General features: G+C 63.6%; 18 protein-coding genes. 10 read left to right on the top strand and 8 right to left on the bottom strand.

The window, feature by feature from the left end:
• A complete protein-coding gene (locus ACAH41_RS02035; RefSeq protein ID WP_325652401.1) occupies positions 1-777 on the top strand; it encodes a TrmH family RNA methyltransferase in 777 nt (258 codons plus the stop codon).
• A 51-nt stretch (positions 778-828) separates the two neighbouring features.
• Here ACAH41_RS02035 and ACAH41_RS02030 read toward each other — a convergent pair whose 3' ends face one another.
• Positions 829-1,653 (bottom strand): pyruvate, water dikinase regulatory protein, encoded by an 825-nt coding sequence (locus ACAH41_RS02030; protein ID WP_325652399.1) that lies wholly within the window; start codon positions 1,651-1,653, stop codon positions 829-831.
• A 221-nt stretch (positions 1,654-1,874) separates the two neighbouring features.
• Between ACAH41_RS02030 and ppsA the strand changes: the two genes are divergently transcribed.
• The 9 genes from ppsA (at position 1,875) to ACAH41_RS01985 (ending at position 12,119) form a co-directional block, all read left to right on the top strand.
• Positions 1,875-4,271, top strand: a complete 2,397-nt coding sequence (ppsA, locus tag ACAH41_RS02025; RefSeq protein WP_325652397.1) for a phosphoenolpyruvate synthase — start codon at positions 1,875-1,877, stop codon at positions 4,269-4,271.
• A gap of 175 nt (positions 4,272-4,446) precedes the next feature.
• Positions 4,447-4,809, top strand: coding sequence for a 30S ribosomal protein S6 (gene rpsF, locus ACAH41_RS02020; protein WP_325652396.1), 363 nt, complete (start codon positions 4,447-4,449; stop codon positions 4,807-4,809).
• A gap of 40 nt (positions 4,810-4,849) precedes the next feature.
• Positions 4,850-5,158, top strand: a complete 309-nt coding sequence (gene priB / locus ACAH41_RS02015) for a primosomal replication protein N (RefSeq protein WP_141285001.1) — start codon at positions 4,850-4,852, stop codon at positions 5,156-5,158.
• 19 nt (positions 5,159-5,177) lie between these two features.
• Positions 5,178-5,462 carry a 30S ribosomal protein S18 gene (gene rpsR, locus ACAH41_RS02010; protein ID WP_141284999.1) on the top strand — a complete coding sequence of 95 codons (285 nt, stop codon included), beginning with the start codon at positions 5,178-5,180 and terminating at the stop codon, positions 5,460-5,462.
• 12 nt (positions 5,463-5,474) lie between these two features.
• On the top strand, positions 5,475-5,927 hold the full coding sequence (gene rplI, locus ACAH41_RS02005; RefSeq protein WP_325652393.1) for a 50S ribosomal protein L9: 453 nt from the start codon (positions 5,475-5,477) through the stop codon (positions 5,925-5,927).
• Positions 5,928-6,121: 194 nt separating this feature from the next.
• Positions 6,122-7,546 (top strand): replicative DNA helicase, encoded by a 1,425-nt coding sequence (gene dnaB, locus ACAH41_RS02000; RefSeq protein ID WP_141284995.1) that lies wholly within the window; start codon positions 6,122-6,124, stop codon positions 7,544-7,546.
• Positions 7,547-7,726: 180 nt separating this feature from the next.
• Complete coding sequence (locus tag ACAH41_RS01995) at positions 7,727-8,827, top strand: PA0069 family radical SAM protein (protein ID WP_370538145.1); 1,101 nt, start codon at positions 7,727-7,729, stop codon at positions 8,825-8,827.
• A 230-nt stretch (positions 8,828-9,057) separates the two neighbouring features.
• The gene (locus ACAH41_RS01990; protein ID WP_325652388.1) at positions 9,058-10,383 is read left to right on the top strand and encodes a hypothetical protein; all 1,326 of its coding nucleotides are present in this window, start codon (positions 9,058-9,060) and stop codon (positions 10,381-10,383) included.
• 287 nt (positions 10,384-10,670) lie between these two features.
• Positions 10,671-12,119, top strand: a complete 1,449-nt coding sequence (locus tag ACAH41_RS01985) for a hypothetical protein (RefSeq protein ID WP_325652387.1) — start codon at positions 10,671-10,673, stop codon at positions 12,117-12,119.
• Between the two features lie 90 nt (positions 12,120-12,209).
• Here the strand turns inward: ACAH41_RS01985 and dnaJ are convergent, their stop codons facing one another.
• From dnaJ to ACAH41_RS01950, 7 genes are all read right to left on the bottom strand, one after another.
• On the bottom strand, positions 12,210-13,355 hold the full coding sequence (dnaJ, locus tag ACAH41_RS01980) for a molecular chaperone DnaJ (protein WP_325652385.1): 1,146 nt from the start codon (positions 13,353-13,355) through the stop codon (positions 12,210-12,212).
• Positions 13,356-13,469: 114 nt separating this feature from the next.
• Entirely contained in the window at positions 13,470-15,416 is a 1,947-nt protein-coding gene (gene dnaK / locus ACAH41_RS01975; RefSeq protein ID WP_370538141.1) for a molecular chaperone DnaK, read from the bottom strand.
• 99 nt (positions 15,417-15,515) lie between these two features.
• The gene (grpE, locus tag ACAH41_RS01970) at positions 15,516-16,052 is read right to left on the bottom strand and encodes a nucleotide exchange factor GrpE (RefSeq protein WP_370538140.1); all 537 of its coding nucleotides are present in this window, start codon (positions 16,050-16,052) and stop codon (positions 15,516-15,518) included.
• Positions 16,053-16,276: 224 nt separating this feature from the next.
• Positions 16,277-16,714, bottom strand: coding sequence for an RNA-binding S4 domain-containing protein (locus tag ACAH41_RS01965; RefSeq protein WP_325652432.1), 438 nt, complete (start codon positions 16,712-16,714; stop codon positions 16,277-16,279).
• Positions 16,715-16,851: 137 nt separating this feature from the next.
• On the bottom strand, positions 16,852-17,943 hold the full coding sequence (gene hemH / locus ACAH41_RS01960; RefSeq protein WP_325652379.1) for a ferrochelatase: 1,092 nt from the start codon (positions 17,941-17,943) through the stop codon (positions 16,852-16,854).
• Between the two features lie 5 nt (positions 17,944-17,948).
• Positions 17,949-18,917, bottom strand: a complete 969-nt coding sequence (locus ACAH41_RS01955; RefSeq protein WP_325652378.1) for an adenylate/guanylate cyclase domain-containing protein — start codon at positions 18,915-18,917, stop codon at positions 17,949-17,951.
• Between the two features lie 144 nt (positions 18,918-19,061).
• Positions 19,062-19,289 (bottom strand): sigma-70 family RNA polymerase sigma factor (locus ACAH41_RS01950; RefSeq protein WP_370538139.1); only part of this gene is annotated, 228 nt, incomplete at its 5' end.

Genomic DNA, 19,289 nt, shown 5'->3' with positions numbered 1-19,289 from the left:
ATGAATCACGAAGAGGCCGAGCGCCTGAGCGCGCGCGACAACCCCTTGCTGCAGCGCATTCGAAAGCTGGGCGCGGAGCCGGCGGCCTATCGCAAGCTGGGTTCGATCTGGCTGGAAGGCGACCACTTGGTCGACGCCGCGCTGCGCCGCAGGTGGGTGCTGGAAACCCTGGTGATGACCGAATCGGCCTGGCGTGAGCGGGTCGACTGGCGGCTGTGGGCAGACCAGGCGCAACGCTGCGTGCAACTGCCCGAGCCGCTGTTTCGCAGCCTCAGCACGCTGGAGTCACCGGCACGCATCGGGGCGCTGGTCCGTTGCCCGGTCAATGCGGCCTTGCTGCCGGACCAGCCAGCCCTGGTGCTGGACCGGCTCCAGGACGCTGGCAATGTCGGCAGCATCCTGCGCAGCGCGGCGGCCTTTGGTGTGAAACAGGTGTTGGCGCTGAAGGGCACCGCAGCGCTGTGGTCGCCCAAGGTGCTGCGCGCAGGCATGGGTGCGCACTTCGCGATGTGCCTCGTCGAAGGCCTGTTGCCCGAAGACCTGGCGCCGCTGCAATTGCCGCTGCTGGCCACCAGTTCACACGCCGGCCTGGTGCTGGGCGAAAGCGAATTGCCGCGGCCTTGCAACTGGGTCCTGGGCCATGAAGGGCAGGGCATCGATGCTGAGTTGATGGCGCGTTGCTCGCACACGGTCAGCATTCCGCAGCCGGGTGGCGAGGAGTCGTTGAACGTGGCTGCTGCGGCTGCGATTTGCCTTTTCGCCACACGCAGCCACTGACTTTGCTCGCTTAAGCAACCGGCGCAGTGCCGCCGTCTGGCGAGCACCGATTCAGTAGATCAGGCGGTCTGGGCGGATGTCCCGCAGGATGGTGGTGGCGATTTCCTCGATCGATTTGTGGGTCGAACTCAGCCAGGAAATGCCGCTGCGCTTCATCATGACCTCGGCCTCGTTGACCTCGTAGCGGCAGTTCTCGATGGATGCGTATTTGCTGCCCGGCCGGCGCTCGTTGCGAATGTGCTGCAGGCGGTCAGGGTCGATGGTCAGGCCGAAACACTTGCGCTTGTGCGGCGAGAGTGAACTGGGCAGGTGGCCGCGCTCGAAATCCTCGGGGATCAGCGGGTAGTTGGCGGCCTTGATGCCGTGCTGCATCGCCAGGTAGAGCGAGGTGGGCGTCTTGCCGCTGCGACTCACCCCCACCAGGATCACGTCGGCTGACTGCAGGTTGCGCGAGGATTGCCCGTCATCGTGCGCCAACGAGAAGTTGATCGCCTCGATGCGGTCGTTGTATTCCTGGCTCTTGGCGGCGTCCGAGAAGCGCCCCACCCGGTGGTTGGACTTCAGGTTGAACTCGATTTCCAGCGGCTCGATGAAGGACTGGAACATGTCCATCACCATGCCCTTGCAGCCTTCGCCGGTGAGGACAGTGCGAATGTCCACGCTGGCCAGCGTCAGGAAGACGATGGGGCGCTTGCCTTCGCGTTCCGCCGTGATGTTGATCTCGTCCACCACCGCGTTGGCTTTTTCCACGCTGTCGATGAACGGCCTGCGCACGTGGCGTGGCTTGGCCGTGAACTGCGCGAGGATGGAATTGCCGAAGGTTTCCGCAGTGATGCCGGTACCGTCGGAGACGTAGAAAACACTGCGGTTGGGCATGAATGCACGCGAGGGTGTCAGGGAGGGTTTGCCGATGATAGGCAATCCGTCCGTAGAATGGTGCGCATCTCGCATCCTTTGGCCGCGATCTGCTCGCGGCAACTCCCGGCGTTCATGAGTCCCTGCAGTCTCGTCATCGAATATCAGCGCGCTGCAGCGCGGGCTCCGTCATGGGTGGGTGGGACAGCGGCACAGGTTTTTTGTCATCAAGGAGCTTTCCCGTGTCTACAACCAACCTGGCGACCGCCCTGGTCGCGCCGCTTGAAGAATTGAGGATGAACGACGTCGAGGCCGTTGGCGGAAAAAACGCCAGCCTCGGCGAAATGATCAGCCAGCTCGCCGCCTCGGGCGTGCGGGTGCCGGGTGGTTTCGCCACCACGGCACACGCTTTCCGTGAATTCCTCAAACATGGCGGCCTGACCGAGAAGATCAACGCGCGCTTGTCCAGGCTGGACACCGAAGACGTGCGGGCGCTGGCCGAGGCCGGTGCCGAGATCCGCCAGTGGGTCATCGACGCGCCGTTCCCGCCGGACTTCGAGGCCGCCGTGCGTGGCGAATTCGAGCGTGTCACGGCCGGTTCGCCGTCCGCCAGCTGGGCCGTGCGCTCGTCGGCCACCGCCGAGGACCTGCCGGACGCTTCGTTTGCAGGCCAGCAGGAGACTTTCCTCAATGTGCATGGCATCGAAGACGTGCTGCACAAGATGAAGGAGGTCTTCGCCTCGCTCTACAACGACCGTGCCATCAGCTACCGCGTGCACAAGGGCTTCACCCATGCCGACGTGGCGCTGTCGGCTGGCGTGCAGCGCATGGTGCGCTCGGACGTCGGCGCTGCCGGCGTGATGTTCACCATCGACACCGAGTCGGGCTTCAAAGACGTGGTCTTCATCACCTCCAGCTATGGCCTGGGCGAGACGGTGGTGCAGGGCGCCGTGAATCCGGACGAGTTCTACGTGCACAAGCCGGCGCTGGCCGCCGGCAAGCTCGCGGTGATCCGCCGTGGCCTGGGCTCGAAGCTGATCCGCATGGAGTTCGCCAGCGACGACGAGCGCCTGGCCACCGGCAAGCTGGTGAAGACCGTGGACACGCCGCCCGAGTTGCGCAACCGCTACTCGCTGAGCGATGCCGACGTGACCGAGCTGGCCAGGTACGCCGTGATCATCGAGAAGCACTACGGTCGCCCGATGGACATCGAATGGGGCAAGGACGGCGTGGACGGCAAGCTCTACATCCTGCAGGCCCGGCCCGAGACCGTGCGCAGCCAGGCCGAAGGCCAGGTCGAGCTTCGCTACAAGCTCAAGGGCCAGAGCGCTGTGCTGGCCGAGGGCCGCGCGATCGGCCAGAAGATCGGCACCGGTCCGGTCCGCCTGGTCAGCTCGATTGCCGAGATGGACCGCGTGCAACCCGGCGATGTGCTGGTCACCGACATGACCGATCCGAACTGGGAACCGGTGATGAAGCGGGCCTCGGCCATCGTCACCAACCGCGGCGGCCGGACCTGCCACGCGGCCATCATCGCGCGGGAACTGGGCATTCCGGCCGTGGTCGGCTGCGGTGACGCGACCGACACGCTGAGCGACGGCGCGCTGGTCACGGTGGCCTGCTCCGAGGGCGACACCGGCTATGTCTACGACGGCCTGCTCGAAACCGAAGTCACCGAGGTCCTGCGTGGCGAACTGCCGTACTGCCCGGTGAAGATCATGATGAACGTCGGCAATCCGCAGCTGGCGTTCAACTTCGCACAGCTGCCGAACTCCGGCGTCGGCCTGGCCCGGCTGGAATTCATCATCAACAACAACATTGGTGTGCATCCGAAGGCCATCCTGGACTATCCGAACGTTGATCCGGACCTGAAGAAGGCGGTCGAGTCGGTGGCGCGTGGCCACGCCTCGCCGCGTGCCTTCTATGTCGACAAGCTGACCGAAGGCATTGCGACGATTGCGGCGGCCTTCTGGCCCAAGTCGGTCATCGTGCGCCTGTCGGACTTCAAGTCCAACGAGTACAAGAAGCTGATCGGCGGTTCGCGCTACGAGCCGGACGAAGAGAACCCGATGCTGGGTTTCCGCGGTGCCTCGCGTTACATCAACAGCGAGTTCGCCGATGCGTTCGGCATGGAATGCGAAGCGCTCAAGCGCGTGCGCAACGACATGGGCTTCACCAATGTCGAGATCATGGTGCCCTTCGTGCGCACAGTGCGCCAGGCCGAGAAGGTCGGTGAGTTGCTGGCGGGCCGCGGCCTGAAACGCGGCGTTGACGGCCTGCGCGTCATCATGATGTGCGAGGTGCCGAGCAACGCCATCCTGGCCGAACAGTTCCTGGAGCACTTCGACGGCATGTCCATCGGCTCGAACGATCTGACGCAGCTGACGCTGGGCCTGGACCGCGACTCCGGGCTGGAACAGCTGGCCGACGACTTCGACGAGCGTGACCCCGCCGTCAAGGCGATGATCTCGCGGGCCATCGCCGCTTGCCGGGCCACCGGCAAGTACGTGGGCATCTGCGGCCAGGGCCCCAGCGACCATCCGGATTTCGCCGATTGGCTGGCCGCCGAAGGCATCGTCTCGATCTCGCTGAACCCCGACTCTGTCATCGAGACCTGGACCCGCCTGGCCGGCAAATAAGCCATTCACCGGCAGCCGCAGCAGCGGCGCTTGCGCTGTTGCGGCTGTTCGGCTGCCCATGGGCGCCGGGGAAACTTAGCGCCCCATGTGCTATGATCGAAGGCTTTTCCCCCTTGCCGTACCTGCAGATTGACGCGCGGTGCGGCTTCCTCAACGGAATCCACAAGGAGTTTCGATGCGTCACTATGAAATCGTTCTGCTGATCCATCCGGATCAAAGCGAACAAGTTCCGGCCATGCTGGAGCGCTACAAGAGCCTGATCACCACCAGTGGTGGCAAGGTTCATCGCGTGGAAGACTGGGGCCGCCGTCAGCTGGCCTACATGATCCAGAAGCTCGCCAAGGCGCATTACCTGTGCCTGAACATCGAGTGCACCGCCGCTGTGCTGGCTGAGCTCGAAACCGGCTTCCGCTTCAACGACGCCGTGCTGCGTCACCTGACTGTCAAGCTCGAGAAGGCTGAAACCACGCCTTCCGTGATGATGAAGTCGGTTGAGAAGGAAGAAGCCCGCAAGGCTGCCCAGGAAACCACCGCCTGAGCCCAGCAGGGTTCAAGTCGGTTGTGAGTTGCAAGCCTCGATGAACCGATTGGTTCTGGCCGCCCAAGTGGTGGAACGAGGCAAGATGCGTTACACCCCCGCCGGTCTGCCGGCCCTGGACATGCTGCTCAAGGCAGAGTCCGAGGTCAGTCAGAACGGGCAACCCCGCAAGGTCTCGCTGGAGATCCGGTCGGTGGTCATTGGGGACATCACCCGTCAGGCCGAGCGGCTGGCGTTGGGAGTGCAGGCGATGTTTGCCGGCTTCCTGGCCCCCTCGCGCAATGGCAAGGGACTGGTGTTTCACATCACGCAACTCGACGTCGACGAGCCCGTTTCTGTATCCGGATAGAAATTCAGAGGTCATTGACATGCCCCCGCCAAAGTCACGTTTTTCCAAGGACCGCCGTCCCAAGCGCAACCAGCAATCGCTGCTGTTCCGCCGCAAGAAGTTCTGCCGCTTCACCGTCACTGGCGTCGAATCGATCGACTACAAGGACGTGGACCTGCTGCGCGATTTCATCGGTGAAAACGGCAAGATCACGCCGGCGCGCCTGACCGGCACCCGCGCGTTCTTCCAGCGTCAGCTGACCACCGCCATCAAGCGCTCGCGCTTCCTGGCGATGCTGCCGTACAGCGACATGCACCGCGTCTAAGGAGTCCACACCATGCAAATCATCCTGCTGGACAAAGTGGCCAACCTCGGCAACCTGGGCGACATCGTCAAGGTCAAGGACGGCTATGCACGCAACTTCCTGATCCCGACCAAGCGCGCTCGCCGTGCCACGGACGCAGCGATCAAGGAATTCGAAGCCCGCCGCGCGGAACTGGAGAAGGTCGCGGCCGAGAAGCTGTCGACCGCCCAGGCCCTGGGCGAGAAGCTGAACGGCATCACCGTCATCGTCAGCCAGAAGGCTGGCGTGGACGGCCGCCTGTTCGGTTCCGTCACCAACGGCGACATCGCCGAAGCCCTGGTCAAGCAAGGCTTCCAGATCGTCAAGGCCCAGGTGCGCATGCCCAACGGCCCGCTGAAGGCTGTCGGCGAGTTCTCGGTCAACGTGGCTGCCCACACCGACGTGGTCGTGGAAGTCAACGTCAAGGTCGTCGGCGCCACCGACTGATCCTGGCCTGAGGGTCGCAGCTTGGCTGCGACCCTGGCAAAAGCCCAAAAAAGGGCCGGTTTTCGAACCGGCCCTTTTTCTTTTCCGGGCGGATCTTTCCACGGGGCATGGCCGGTGCTTGTGCACCCGCTTCCCCCAGCTTTTCCACAGGCTTGCGCACACCGTGCCAGGCGCCAGCCTCTTATGATTTGCCGATGTCGACGATCTTCGAAGAACTGGGCGGACGCTCCGCCAAGAGCCGTGACGACGAGGTCGCCAAGCTTCGCGTGCCGCCGCATTCCATCGAGGCCGAGCAGTCGGTGCTGGGCGGCTTGCTGCTGGACAACGGCGCCTGGGACCGGGCAGCGGACGTGCTCAGCGAGGGCGATTTCTACCGTTACGAGCACCGCATGATTTTTGGCGCCATCGGCGGCCTGATCAGCACCTCCAAGCCGGCCGACGTCATCACCGTGTTCGAGCGGCTGCAAAACCTTGGCAAGGCGGACGAGTGCGGTGGACTCGGCTACCTGAACGCGCTGGCGCAAAGCGTGCCCAGCGCAGCCAACCTGCGCCGCTATGCCGAGATCGTGCGCGAGCGCGCGGTGCTGCGCAAGCTGATCGCCGCCAGCGACGAGATCGCGACCCAGGCCTTCAACCCGCAAGGCAAGCAGGTCTCGCAAATCCTGGACGAAGCCGAAGGCAAGATCTTCAAGATCGGCGAGGAAGGCCAGCGCAGCAAGGGCGGTTTCCAGAGCATGGACCAACTGGTCATGCAACTGATCGACCGGGTCACCGAGCTCGCTGAAAACGGCGCCGAAGACGTGACCGGCGTGCGCACCGGCTTCTACGACATGGACCGCATGACGGCGGGCCTGCAGGGCGGCGACCTGATCATCCTGGCCGCGCGTCCGTCCATGGGCAAGACTGCGTTTGCGCTGAACATTGCCGAGTACGTGGCCGTCAGCGAAGGCCTGCCGGTGGTCATTTTCTCGATGGAAATGGGCGCCGCGCAGCTGGCCTTGCGTCTGGTCGGCTCGCTGGGCCGCATCGACCAGCAGCATCTGCGCACCGGCGCGTTGAAGGACGACGAGTGGGGTCGGCTCACCGAGGCGGTGGACAAGCTCTCCAAGGCCTCGGTGTTCATCGACGAAACCCCTGCGCTGAACCCGGCCGAACTGCGTGCCCGTGCCCGGCGCCAAGCCCGCCAATGCGGCAAGCTGGGCTTGATCGTCATCGACTACCTGCAGTTGATGAGCGGCAGTGGCAGTGGCAATGGTGAAAACCGTGCCACAGAAATCTCGGAGATCTCGCGCGGCCTGAAGGCCCTGGCCAAGGAGCTGAACTGCCCGGTGATCGCGTTGTCGCAGCTGAACCGTTCGGTCGAAACCCGCACCGACAAGCGGCCCATGATGTCCGACCTGCGAGAGTCGGGTGCCATCGAGCAGGACGCGGACGTGATCATGTTCATCTACCGAGATGACTACTACAACAAGGAATCGAAGATTCCCGGCACCGCCGAGATCATCATCGGCAAGCAGCGTAACGGCCCGGTGGGCTCGGTGCACCTGGCCTTCCTGAAGCAGTCCACCAAGTTCGACAACCTGGCGCCCGACGCCGCCTACGGCGGCAGCGAATATTGAGTTCTTTTGCCGCTGGCTGTGCGGCATTCGATGGCTGGTGGTGAGGGGTGAAATGCTGTATAGAAACACAGCATGTCATCCCGTTTCTTGTCCTTGCCCGCAGAACAGTCCTCGGACGACACTGCCTCGCTGACGCGCTCGCCGCTGCGGCGCTCGACGCCCGCACCCCAGGCTGCGCCGGTGCCCACTGCGCCCATCACGCTAAAACCGCGCAAGGGAAGGGGCACGACCTGGGCCATTGCGCACCGCTTCAGCCGCGACCAACGCGGGCTGGTCGATGACGGTTGGGGTGCGCTGGATCAGGTTGCGCAAGCCGAGGAACTGGCACCGGGCACGCAAGTCATCTTCGAGCAGGTCAAGTCCATCCTGAACAGCAATGAATCACCGGACATTCCGTTCGACCTGTCGATCAATCCATACCGAGGCTGTGAGCACGGTTGCATCTACTGTTTTGCACGGCCCACGCACAGCTACCTCAATCTCTCGCCCGGACTTGATTTCGAGACACGCATCGTCGCCAAGGTGAACGCAGCCGAACGCCTGCGGCAGGCCTTGAGCCGGCCGGGTTACACACCAGCGCAGCTGAACATCGGCTCCGCGACCGATGCCTACCAGCCTGTCGAACGCAAGCTGGGCATCACCCGCGCGATCATCGAGGTGCTATGCGAAGCGTCGCATCCGTTTTCAATCATCACCAAGTCGGCGGGCATCGAACGCGACCTGGACCTGATCGCACCCATGGCAGCCGCGGGCCGGGCTGCGGCCTATGTTTCCCTGACCACGCTGGATCCCGAGCTGGCGCAAATCCTCGAGCCGCGTGCTGCCTCCCCGCTGCGGCGCCTGAAGACCATCGAGGCCTTGAGCCAGGCTGGCGTACCCGTAGGGGTCAGCGTGTCGCCGGTCATCCCGTTCCTGAACGAACCCGAGCTTGAGCGCATCCTGGAGGCTGCCGCGAAAGCCGGCGCCCGCTCGGCGTTCAGCATTCCGTTGCGCCTCCCATGGGAAGTCAATCCGCTGTTCCAGGATTGGCTGCAGACCCACTTCCCTGACAGGGCTTCACGGGTGATGGCCAGGGTGCGCGAGATGAGGGGCGGGCGCGACAACGATGCCCGATTCGGCACCCGGTTGCGTGGCGAAGGCGCGTGGGCGGAACTGCTGCGCCAGCGCTTCATGCTGGCGGTGCGCAGGCTGGGCTTGAACAACACCCGGACGGTGTTGGATTTCAGTCAATTCAGACCGCCTGCGCGAGATGGCGCGTTGCACCAAATGAGCTTGTTTTGACCCCATGTTGCACCGCCACAGTGCGACGAGAAGATCCACGTCATGAGAGTTAGGGAGCAAGCGCCAAAATCGCTGGTGTCATGAGGTGGTGCTGCGTAGAGTGGTAACCGTAAGTCATCTGTGTAGTAGTGGGTGACAGTTGGCAAGCTTCAGGTGACGAATGTCACGGGGGCTTGTTTCGGCAATGGCTCACACACCGCTGGTTCGACTGGCGGCCAGGAGAGGCGGAAATGAAGAAGCAGGACATCTCGCAAGCGGACGACACGCGGTTGGGTGCGCGGCATCGCGCAACAATCTTGAGCCGTGCCGTGCTTGCCCTTTGTCTGGCTGGCGGCGTCGCCGGCATAGCGCGGGCAGCAGGCAATGCTGCGGCAGCGCCGGCACCCGAAGTCCAGGTGACCTCTCGCTACATCATCGACTACGAGTTCGATTGGGGTCGTGATGGCGTCTACTGCTCGACTTGCAACAGCGGGGCTGGCAATTCGCGATTGGCCTACACCGACCTCACCAACAACCTCTGGGTGGGCCAAGTCGATTTCCAGACCGGAAAATTCAAGCCGCTCGACGGGCGCGGCCAGCTGGTCGACACCCACACCGCCTTGCCGACCGACTTTGGCAACGGCCCCGAATGGATGTTCTCTGCGCTGGGCTCTCAGCTGGTGTACACGAGGTACCAGCCCGATGTTGATCCGCCAACGGGGGACAGCACCGGACTGGCCCTTGCCGGCCAAAACACCGATGGCACGTGGACGGCGGGATTCCTGCCCAACGGCATGCAGCGGCAGTCGCCGATTGGCACGCTGGATCTGCAGGACCCCCTGCCGCGCATCCAGTACCAGGACTACAACAAGGTGAAGACCTACTGGCGGCAGTCGGCCAGTTCGACCGAAGGCCAGGTCCCGACCAAAGGGTTCAACGGGGGGTCGCGCCGCTGGGTTCCCGGCACGCACAGCATCATCCTGACGGGACTCGGCACCCGCAAGACCTCCGGACAAGGCTACCGGCAGGTGTACCTTTATGACACCGACACCGATACCCTGACCCAGATCACGGACGACCCTTCGAACCAGGTCGGGGCCATGATGTGGCAGGCCCCAGAGTTCAACAACGAGTACGTGTTCTTCACCGTGAAGGACGGCACGCAACTGGTCGTCTATCGCAAGCTGCCAACTGCTGCCGGTGTGGCCGCCTGGACGCCGGTGGCCACCTTGGCTGCACCGCCCAATGCGCCCTACATCTGGTCGCCGGAATATTTTGTGTACAACGGGAAGTCGTACATCTTCTTCCAGATGAACACGACCAGCGACTCCACCAACCTCACCCAACCCAGCACCTTGGGGATGATGGGCATCATGCCCGGGAATTCCGGACTGACCTTGCTGACGCCTCCGGATGCTCCCCCGCGCGTGCGCATGGATCCGGAATACTTCATCACGGCCGGTGGACCGTTCATCTATTACAACCGCTACAAGCTGCAGACCGAAACGGTGCCATCCATTCCCGAGGGTGTATGGCGAGTCGACACCCAGCTTGGCGGAGAATCTTCCACGAAATGAGCACGATCGACATTTCTGCGTGACTTGCCGACGTTGTCGGCGAATTGACAAAAAAGGCGGCCTGCGGGTCGCCTTTCTATTTTGGGTCGCACAAGTTCATCGTCAAGTAGATTGGTGAACCGATTGGCATCTTCCCTAAAAATGAGGAAGTACCCCCAAATGGTGGGTTGTGATCGAAAAAGAATATATGTACAGTCGATATTTGAACGTCGACTTGGCAGTATCGGTGGGCGCCCGCGGTTGTAACTCGATTCGAGGCTGCAACTTCATCTTGTGACATGCGAGCAGTGACCGAACTGCTCCTGCCAGCGGCATGGCCGCAGAGGTTCAACATGATGGCTCAGAACAACTTGCTCCTTCCCTTGCAGAATTTGATTTTCCGTTCAGATGGCGAGGATTTAAAACAATCTGTCAGCCATTTGACAAAACGGCCCAGATGGCGAGTTGCCATGGCGCTGGCTTTGATGTTGGCTGGCCATGCGGCCATGGCAAAGAATGAGGGGCCGGCTCCCGAAGTCCAGGTCACGCCAAATTACATCGTCGATTTTGAGTTCGACTGGGGACGAGACGGAGTGGACTGTCCGACCTGCAATCACGGCTCCGGCAATTCGAGGCTGGCTTTCACCGACCACAACTACCGGCTGTGGGTCGCACCCCTGGACATCAAGACGGGCAAGTTTCTGCCAGACAACGGCAAAGGCACACAGATCGACAGCCATACCGCCTACGCCACCGACTTCGGCAATGGCCCGGAATGGATGTTCTCTGCCATCGCGGGCTCCCAACTGGTCTATACCCGCTACCTGCCAGACGCACCGCAAAGCCCCGATACGGCAGTGCTCGCGATTGCCACCCAGAACAGCGATGGCGCCTGGCTGCCGGCCTCGTTCCCTGGCGGAGAGAAGCGCCAGTCACCCATCGGTACCCAGGACCTGGAAGACCTCGCGCCACGCATTCATTATCAGGACGTGGCCAAGCGCCGCACCTTCTGGCGCGACAGCGAACTCACCGGTGACAGCGAAACCAAATTGCCCACCACCGGCTTCAGCGGCGGCTCGCGCCGCTGGGTGCCTGGTACTCACAAGATCATCCTGACCGCCACAGGGCTGGAAGGCACCAAGGGCGCTGGGCGCCAACAGGTATTCCTGTTCGACACCGATACTGCGGTGCTGAAGCAGATCACCGATGAAGATGCGGACCACGCAGGGGCCATGATGTGGCGTGCGCCGGAGTATCACGATGAGTATGTATTTTTCAGCGTGCGCAATGGCAGGCAATTGGTCATTCACCGCAAGCTGAAAGATGAGACCGGAAAGAAGAGTTGGACTTCCGTCATTCAACTCGACCTACCGCCTGAAACTCCACATCTCTGGTCGCCAGAATATTTTGTCTTCAACGGGAAATCCTATATTTTCTACCAGATGAACCAGAGTGCCAACGCATCGGACCTGTCCAAGCCTGGGGTGCTGGCCATGTCGATGATCTTGCCCAAGAAGGCAAAGGTGATTCCGCTCACACCACCGGATGCGGAGCCACGTGTGCGCATGGACCCGGAATATTTCATCACGGCGAAGGGCCCCTACCTTTACTACAACCGGTACAAGCTCAGGACCGATACGGAGGATTCACAGCCCGAAGGCGTTTGGCGTGTGGATACACGTCTCGGTAAACCGGATCCCGCATGGCAGGCCGCCAGCCGCCGTGTCAAGCTGGAAGCCCCGGGCGAGCTTGACTGAGGTTCAAATCGCTGGTGAAAATTAGAAAAAAGGCGATCCCAGGATCGCCTTTTTTTACTGCGTTGCCACCGCCGCCAGGTGGCGAGCCGACTACTTGAACAAGTCCTTGACCTTGTCGGTCCAGCTCTTGGCGTTGGGCGAGTGCTTTTCGCCACCCTTCTTGAGCGACTCTTCCAGTTCCTTCAGCAGCTTGCGCTGGTGTTCCGTCAGCTTCACCGGGGTTTCGACGGTGACGTGGCAGTACAGGTCGCCCGGATAGGCCGAGCGCACGCCCTTGATGCCCTTGCCGCGCAGGCGGAAGGTCTTGCCGTGCTGCGTGCCTTCGGGCAGTTCGATCTCCAGCTTGGCTGTCAGCGTCGGCACTTCGACTGAGCCGCCAAGTGCAGCGGTCGTCATCGAGACCGGCACGGTGCAGTGCAAGTCGTCGCCATCGCGCTCGAAGATCTCGTGCTGCTTGATGCGGATCTCGATGTAGAGATCGCCTGCAGGGCCGCCGTTGGTGCCGGGCTCGCCGTTGCCGGCCGAGCGGATGCGCATGCCCTCGTTGATGCCGGCGGGGATCTTCACTTCCAGCGTCTTCTGGCGCTTGATCTTGCCGGCGCCATTGCAGGTGGTGCAGGGCTCGGGAATGATCTTGCCGGTGCCGTGGCAATGCGGGCAGGTCTGCTGCACGCTGAAGAAGCCCTGGCGCATGTGTACCGTGCCACCGCCATTGCAGGTCGTGCAGGTCTTGGCCTTGGTGCCGGGTTTCGCGCCGCTGCCGCCACAGGTGTCGCAGCTGTCCCAGGTCGGAATGCGGATCTGGCTTTCCTTGCCCAGGGCGGCCTCTTCCAGCGAGATCTCCATCGCGTAGCTGAGGTCGTTGCCACGGTAGACCTGCTGGCCACCGCCGCCACGTCGTCCCTGGCCGGCCTGGCCACCAAAGATGTCGCCGAAGATGTCGCCAAAGGCCTCGGCAAAGCCGCCGAAGCCTTCCGGCCCGGCGCCGCCGGCTCCGCGGTTCGGGTCCACGCCCGCATGGCCGTACTGGTCGTAGGCCGCGCGCTTCTGGGGGTCGGAGAGCATCTCGTAGGCCTCCTTGGCCTCCTTGAATTGCTCTTCCGATTTCTTGGCACCGTCCCCCTGGTTGCGGTCGGGGTGGTGCTTCATGGCCAGCTTGCGGTAGGCCTTTTTGATGTCGTCCTCGGTGGCATCTTTTGCCACCCCGAGGATTTCGTAAAAGTCACGCTTTGCCATGTACTCTTTCTGAACGCTTCAAACAAAGCCGCCGCGTGAGGGCGCAACTCGCAAGCTGCGCGCCCGACGCGGCGAACTTCCAACCCGGACCCTGATTCAGGGCCGGGCCGGAGATCACTTCTTGACTTCCTTGAACTCGGCGTCCACCACGTTGTCGTCGTCAGCCGGCTTGGCAGCCTGCGGCTGTTCGGCGCCAGGTTGCGTGCCTGCAGCGCCACCGGCGGCGGCCTGAGCCGCCTGCTGCTCGGCGTAGACCTTCTCGCCCAGTTTCTGGCTGGCGGTCATCAGCGCTTCGCTCTTGGCGTCGATGGTGGCCTTGTCGTCGCTCTTCAGCGCTTCTTCAGCTTCCTTCAGCGCGGTCTCGATCTTTTCCTTCTCGCCGGCATCCAGCTTGTCACCGTGCTCGGCGAGGCTCTTCTTGACCGAGTGGATCATGCCGTCGGCCTGGTTGCGGGCCTGTACCAGTTCCAGCTTCCTGGCATCTTCCGCCGCGTTCAGCTCGGCATCCTTCACCATCTTCTGGATTTCGTCTTCCGACAGGCCGGAGTTGGCCTTGATGGTGATCTTGTTTTCCTTGCCGGTGGCCTTGTCCTTCGCGCCGACGTGCAGGATGCCGTTGGCGTCGATGTCGAAGCTGACCTCGATCTGCGGCAGGCCGCGCGCAGCCGGGGCAATGCCTTCCAGGTTGAATTCGCCCAGGCTCTTGTTGCCCGCGGCGAGCTCACGCTCACCCTGGTAGACCTTGATGGTCACGGCCGGCTGGTTGTCGTCGGCGGTCGAGAACACTTGCGCGAACTTGGTCGGGATCGTGGTGTTCTTCTTGATCATCTTGGTCATCACCCCACCCAGGGTCTCGATGCCCAGGCTCAGCGGGGTGACGTCCAGCAGCAGCACGTCCTTGCGGTCGCCACCCAGCACCTGGCCCTGGATCGCGGCGCCGACGGCGACGGCTTCGTCAGGGTTCACGTCCTTGCGCGGTTCCTTGCCGAAGAACTCCTTGACCTTGTCCTGCACCTTGGGCATGCGGGTCATGCCGCCGACCAGGATCACGTCGTCGATTTCGCTGACCTTCACGCCAGCGTCCTTGATGGCGGTGGCGCAAGGCGCGATCGTGCGTTCGATCAGTTCTTCCACCAGCGCTTCCAGCTTGGCACGGCTGAGCTTGATGTTCAGGTGCTTGGGGCCGGAAGCATCGGCCGTGATGTAGGGCAGGTTGACGTCGGTCTGCGAGGAGTTCGACAGCTCGATCTTGGCCTTTTCCGCGGCTTCCTTCAGGCGCTGCAGGGCCAGCACGTCCTTGGTCAGGTCGACGCCTTGTTCCTTCTTGAACTCGGAGACGATGTAATCGATGATGCGCTGGTCGAAGTCTTCGCCGCCCAGGAAGGTGTCGCCATTGGTCGACAGCACTTCGAACTGCATTTCGCCATCGACGTCTGCGATCTCGATGATGGACACGTCGAAGGTGCCGCCGCCCAGGTCATACACGGCGATCTTGCGGTCGCCCTTGCCGTGCTTGTCCAGGCCGAAGGCCAGGGCAGCCGCGGTGGGCTCGTTGATGATGCGCTTGACGTCCAGGCCGGCAATGCGGCCCGCGTCCTTGGTGGCCTGGCGCTGGGCGTCGTTGAAGTAGGCCGGCACCGTGATCACGGCTTCGGTGACTTCTTCGCCAAGGTAGTCCTCGGCGGTCTTCTTCATCTTGCGCAGCACTTCGGCCGAGACTTGCGGAGGCGCCAGCTTCTTGCCGCGCACGGCCACCCAGGCGTGGCCGTTGTCGGCCGCGGCAATCTCGTAGGGCATCAGGTTGATGTCCTTCTGCACTTCCTTCTCGGTGAACTTGCGGCCGATCAGGCGCTTCACCGCGTACAGCGTGTTGCGCGGGTTGGTTACTGCCTGGCGCTTGGCCGAGGCACCGACCAGCACTTCGCCATCTTCCTGGTAGGCAATGATGGACGGGGTGGTGCGCGCGCCTTCGGAGTTCTCGATCACCTTGGTCGAGTTGCCTTCCATGACGGCGACGCACGAGTTCGTGGTCCCCAGGTCAATGCCGATGATCTTGCCCATTTTTCTGCTCCTGTGAGGAATGTGTTCCGGTTGTCTCGGAATTGTGGATAACTGTCTTGATTTCAAGGGCGCGGGGCCCTGTGAACAACGCGATTCGGCTTACTTGGGCGCAGCCACGGTGACCAGCGCGGGGCGCAACACGCGCTCGGCGATGGACGCGCCTTTCTGCAGCACGGTGACCACGGTGTTGGCTTCCTGTTCGGCCGGCACCATGCTGATGGCCTGGTGCTGGTGGGGGTCGAAGCGCGTACCGGCAGGCGGGTTGATCTCCAGCACCTTGTTGCGCTCCAGCGCAGCGGCCAGTTGGCGCAGCGTTGCGTGCACGCCTTCCAGCACCTTTTCGACCGGTGCATCAGGCATTGCGATCGCGGCTTCCAGGCTGTCCTTCACCGGCAGCAGGCTCTCGGCAAAGGACTCCACGCCGAACTTGCGCGCCTTGCTGACCTCGTCTTCTGCGCGACGACGGACGTTTTCCATCTCGGCCTTGGCGCGCAGGTAGGCGTCAGCCATTTCGGTGTGCTTGGCTTCCAACTCGGCCAGGCGGGTTTCGGCGTTGGGCTCAACAACCGATGCCGGTGCAGTGTCTTGCTGTTCGGCCGATGCGTTCGGGTCCAGGGATGAGTCGTTGGTGTTCATCGGTGGCGAGGGCGTAGGCCCGGTGGGAGGGCCCGCGGTGCTGCGGGCGAAATTGGCGTTGCTGGCTTGCGAAGCCGTACTTGGCGGGACAACTTGGGACGGTGTCCGTACTTTCAAGAGGGCCTTGCGCACTTTCCTGAAAATTTTCTGCACGGCCGTGGCACTCGCGAGCGCGAGACGGGCAAGTGCGGCCCGCAATTGGCCGCCGTGGTCAGGGTGCGGGGTCAGGCGTTGCCGCGCTCGGCATCGTCGATGCTGGCGCTCCAGCGGTTCCAGTCGCTCAGCTGGCGGCGGTCGCGCTTGGTCGGGCGGCCGTGTTCGATCGCCTGCGCCGGCTCCACGCCCTGGCGCCTGGCCTCGCGGGCTTCGCTGCGAGCCAGCAGGCTGGCGGCGGTTTCCTCATAGAGCTGCTGCGCCGCCGTGGCCGGTCCGCGGATTTCGCTCAAGGCCAGCACCTGCACCTCGCGTGCGGGCAGGCCGGGCTCGCGCAGTGTGATCTTGTCCGTCAAGCGCACATCACGTGAAGGCTTGGCCGGCTGGCCGTTGACTTCCACCCGGTGCTTGCCAATCGCTTCGACGGCCAGCGAGCGGGTCTTGAAGAAGCGCGCAGCCCAGAGCCATTTGTCCAGCCGCACCGGGTGTTCACACAGTTTCAGGTCCATCACGCGCAGATTGTCCTTCAGCTTGGCCGGCCCGTTCAAAGCGCATTCCCGAGGGGCGCCGGCCATGTTGTCCCGGCAAGGGGCATGCCTTCAGATGGGGTTGCGAAGGCCCGTCGCAAGCCTTGCCCCTTGGAGCCTCATGCCGGTGCGCCCGCAGCCAGCGCGCGCTCGCGCGTGGCGGCCAGCGCGGCAGGTGAGGCGGGCGAGAGCGTCCACCCCGCCAGATGCTGGCGGGCAAGCGAAGCCAGCGCGTCGATGTGGGCGGGCTGGTCGTTCAGGCAGGGGATGTAGTGGAAAGTCTTGCCGCCGGCCTGTTGGAAAGCCGCTCGGGCTTCCTGGTCGATCTCTTCCAGGGTTTCCAGGCAATCGGCGGCAAAGCCGGGGCACAGCAGGTCTACGCTTTCCACACCTTCGCGTGCCAGCGCCACCAGAGTGGGCTCCGTCGCCGGTTCCAGCCACTTCGCCTTGCCGAAACGGCTCTGGAAGGTCACGCGGTATTGCTCGGCGGAGAGGTCCAGCGCTTCCGCCAGCAACCGGGCCGTCTTGTGGCACTGGCAGTGGTAGGGGTCGCCCAGGTGCAGCGTTCGCTCGGGCATGCCGTGGAAGCTCATGACCAGCAACTGCGAGCGGCCGGCCTGCTGCCAATGCGCCCGCACGCTGCTGGCCAGTGCCTGGATGTAGCCCGGGTCGTCGTGGTACTGGGTGATGAAGCGCAGCGCCGGCAGGCGGCGGGTGCGGCGGGTCCATTCGGCGACCTTGTCGACAGTGCTGGCCGTGGTGGCACCGGAATATTGCGGGTAGGCCGGCAGCACCAGGATGCGGTCCACACCCTGGTCGTGCAGGGCTTGCAGGGCGGCGGGGATGCTCGGGTTGCCGTAGCGCATGGCCGGGGCCACGATCACCGGCAGGCCGTCGGCCGCCAGCCTGGCCTGCAGTGCGCGGGCCTGGCGCTGGGTCCAGACCAGCAACGGCGAGCCTTCGGGCAGCCACACGCTGGCGTACTTGCGGGCCGACTTGGCCGGCCGCGTGCGCAGGATGATGCCGTGCAGGATGGGCCACCAGGCCAGCCGCGGTATCTCCACCACCCTGCTGTCGCTGAGGAACTCGGCCAGGTAGCGGCGCAGTGCGGCAGGCGTGGCGGCGTCAGGCGTGCCCAGGTTCGTGAACAGGATGCCGACACGCGGCGCCTGCCCGTGCTGGAAGGACGGGGCGGGAGCGGGTGAGGGCATGCGGTTCAGCGGTGGTGCCAGGGAGCGGAGGCTGGCGGGAAGGGCGGCGGTGGCGGGTCGTTGTGGGCGATCAGCGAGAAGCGCAGCGTGGCCACGCTGGCGTCGTTGGGTGAGCCGCCCAGGCCCAGTTCGCCCTGGCCATGCAACGTGCAGCTGCCGCGGCGCAGGCTCAGCACCTCGTCGTCACCCGCAAAACGCACGAAGGTGCCGTTGATGCTGAGGTCCGTCAGCTGCAGCGCGCCGCCCATCAGGTCGATGCGGGCATGGGTACGGGAAACGCGGGCGTCTTCCACCTTCATGCCGCAAGCCGCGCCGCGGCCCAGCAGCACTGGCATGCGGTCGCGCAGGAAGCGGTGCGGCTGGCCGCGCCAGCTCAGCAGCACGCCCAGCGCGTCATGCGTCGCAGACGGGCTTTCGAGGTGTGTGACTTCGGTGTCCGACCCTTTGCTGCGGGCCAGCAAGAAGACTTCTGCCGGCTCCACGCGGCCGCGCAGGTGCACCTTGTCGAGGTGGCGGAAGCGCGAGCGCACTTCCCACGGCAGTTCGTCGTAGACCTCGCGGCCGATCAGCGATTCGCTGTCGCCGGCATGGTCCAGCAGCCGGGCTGCGACGTTGACGGCGTCACCGAAACAGTCGCCACCGACCTCGACCACTTCGCCGGCGCTGATCGCGATCTGCAGCTGCACGCGCGGCGTGGGCCGTTCGCTGTCGCTGTTCGGCGCGGGTTGACGCTCCAGGTCGTCCTGCATCTGCACTGCGGCAGTCACTGCATTGATGGCACGCGGAAACACGGCCATCAGGCCGTCGCCCAGGGTCTTGACCAACTGACCGCCGCATTCCGGGACGCGGCGGGCGAGGTTGCGGATCACGTCTGTCACCACCGAGGTGGCGTGCGCGTTGCCCAGCGTTTCGTACAACGCGGTGCTGCCTCGCAGGTCAGCAAAAAAAACGTATCTGCGCTTGATGGTCGCCATGCCCGATCGAGTTTAGCGCGCAAGCCGCAGCCCGGCGCAAGAGGCCAGGAAAACCCGGGCGCCAATGAAAAAAGCGGGTGACGCATTGCTGCGTTTCCCGCTTTTCATTTCAGGCCTGTCAGGCCCGTGTCAGGCACCGCTGGTTCAGATGTTGTCCAGATAGGTCCGCAGCTTGTCCGAACGGCTCGGGTGCTTCAGCTTGCGGATCGCCTTGGCTTCGATCTGGCGGATGCGTTCGCGCGTCACGTCGAACTGCTTGCCCACTTCTTCCAGCGTGTGGTCGGTGGACATTTCAATGCCGAAACGCATGCGAAGCACCTTGGCTTCGCGCGGCGTCAGGCTGTCGAGGATGTCCTTCACCACGTCGCGCAG

Origin of the sequence: Ideonella sp. (assembly GCF_041287625.1) — a bacterium.
Lineage (GTDB): Bacteria > Pseudomonadota > Gammaproteobacteria > Burkholderiales > Burkholderiaceae_C > Ideonella.
This window is presented reverse-complemented; position numbering and strand designations above follow the sequence as displayed.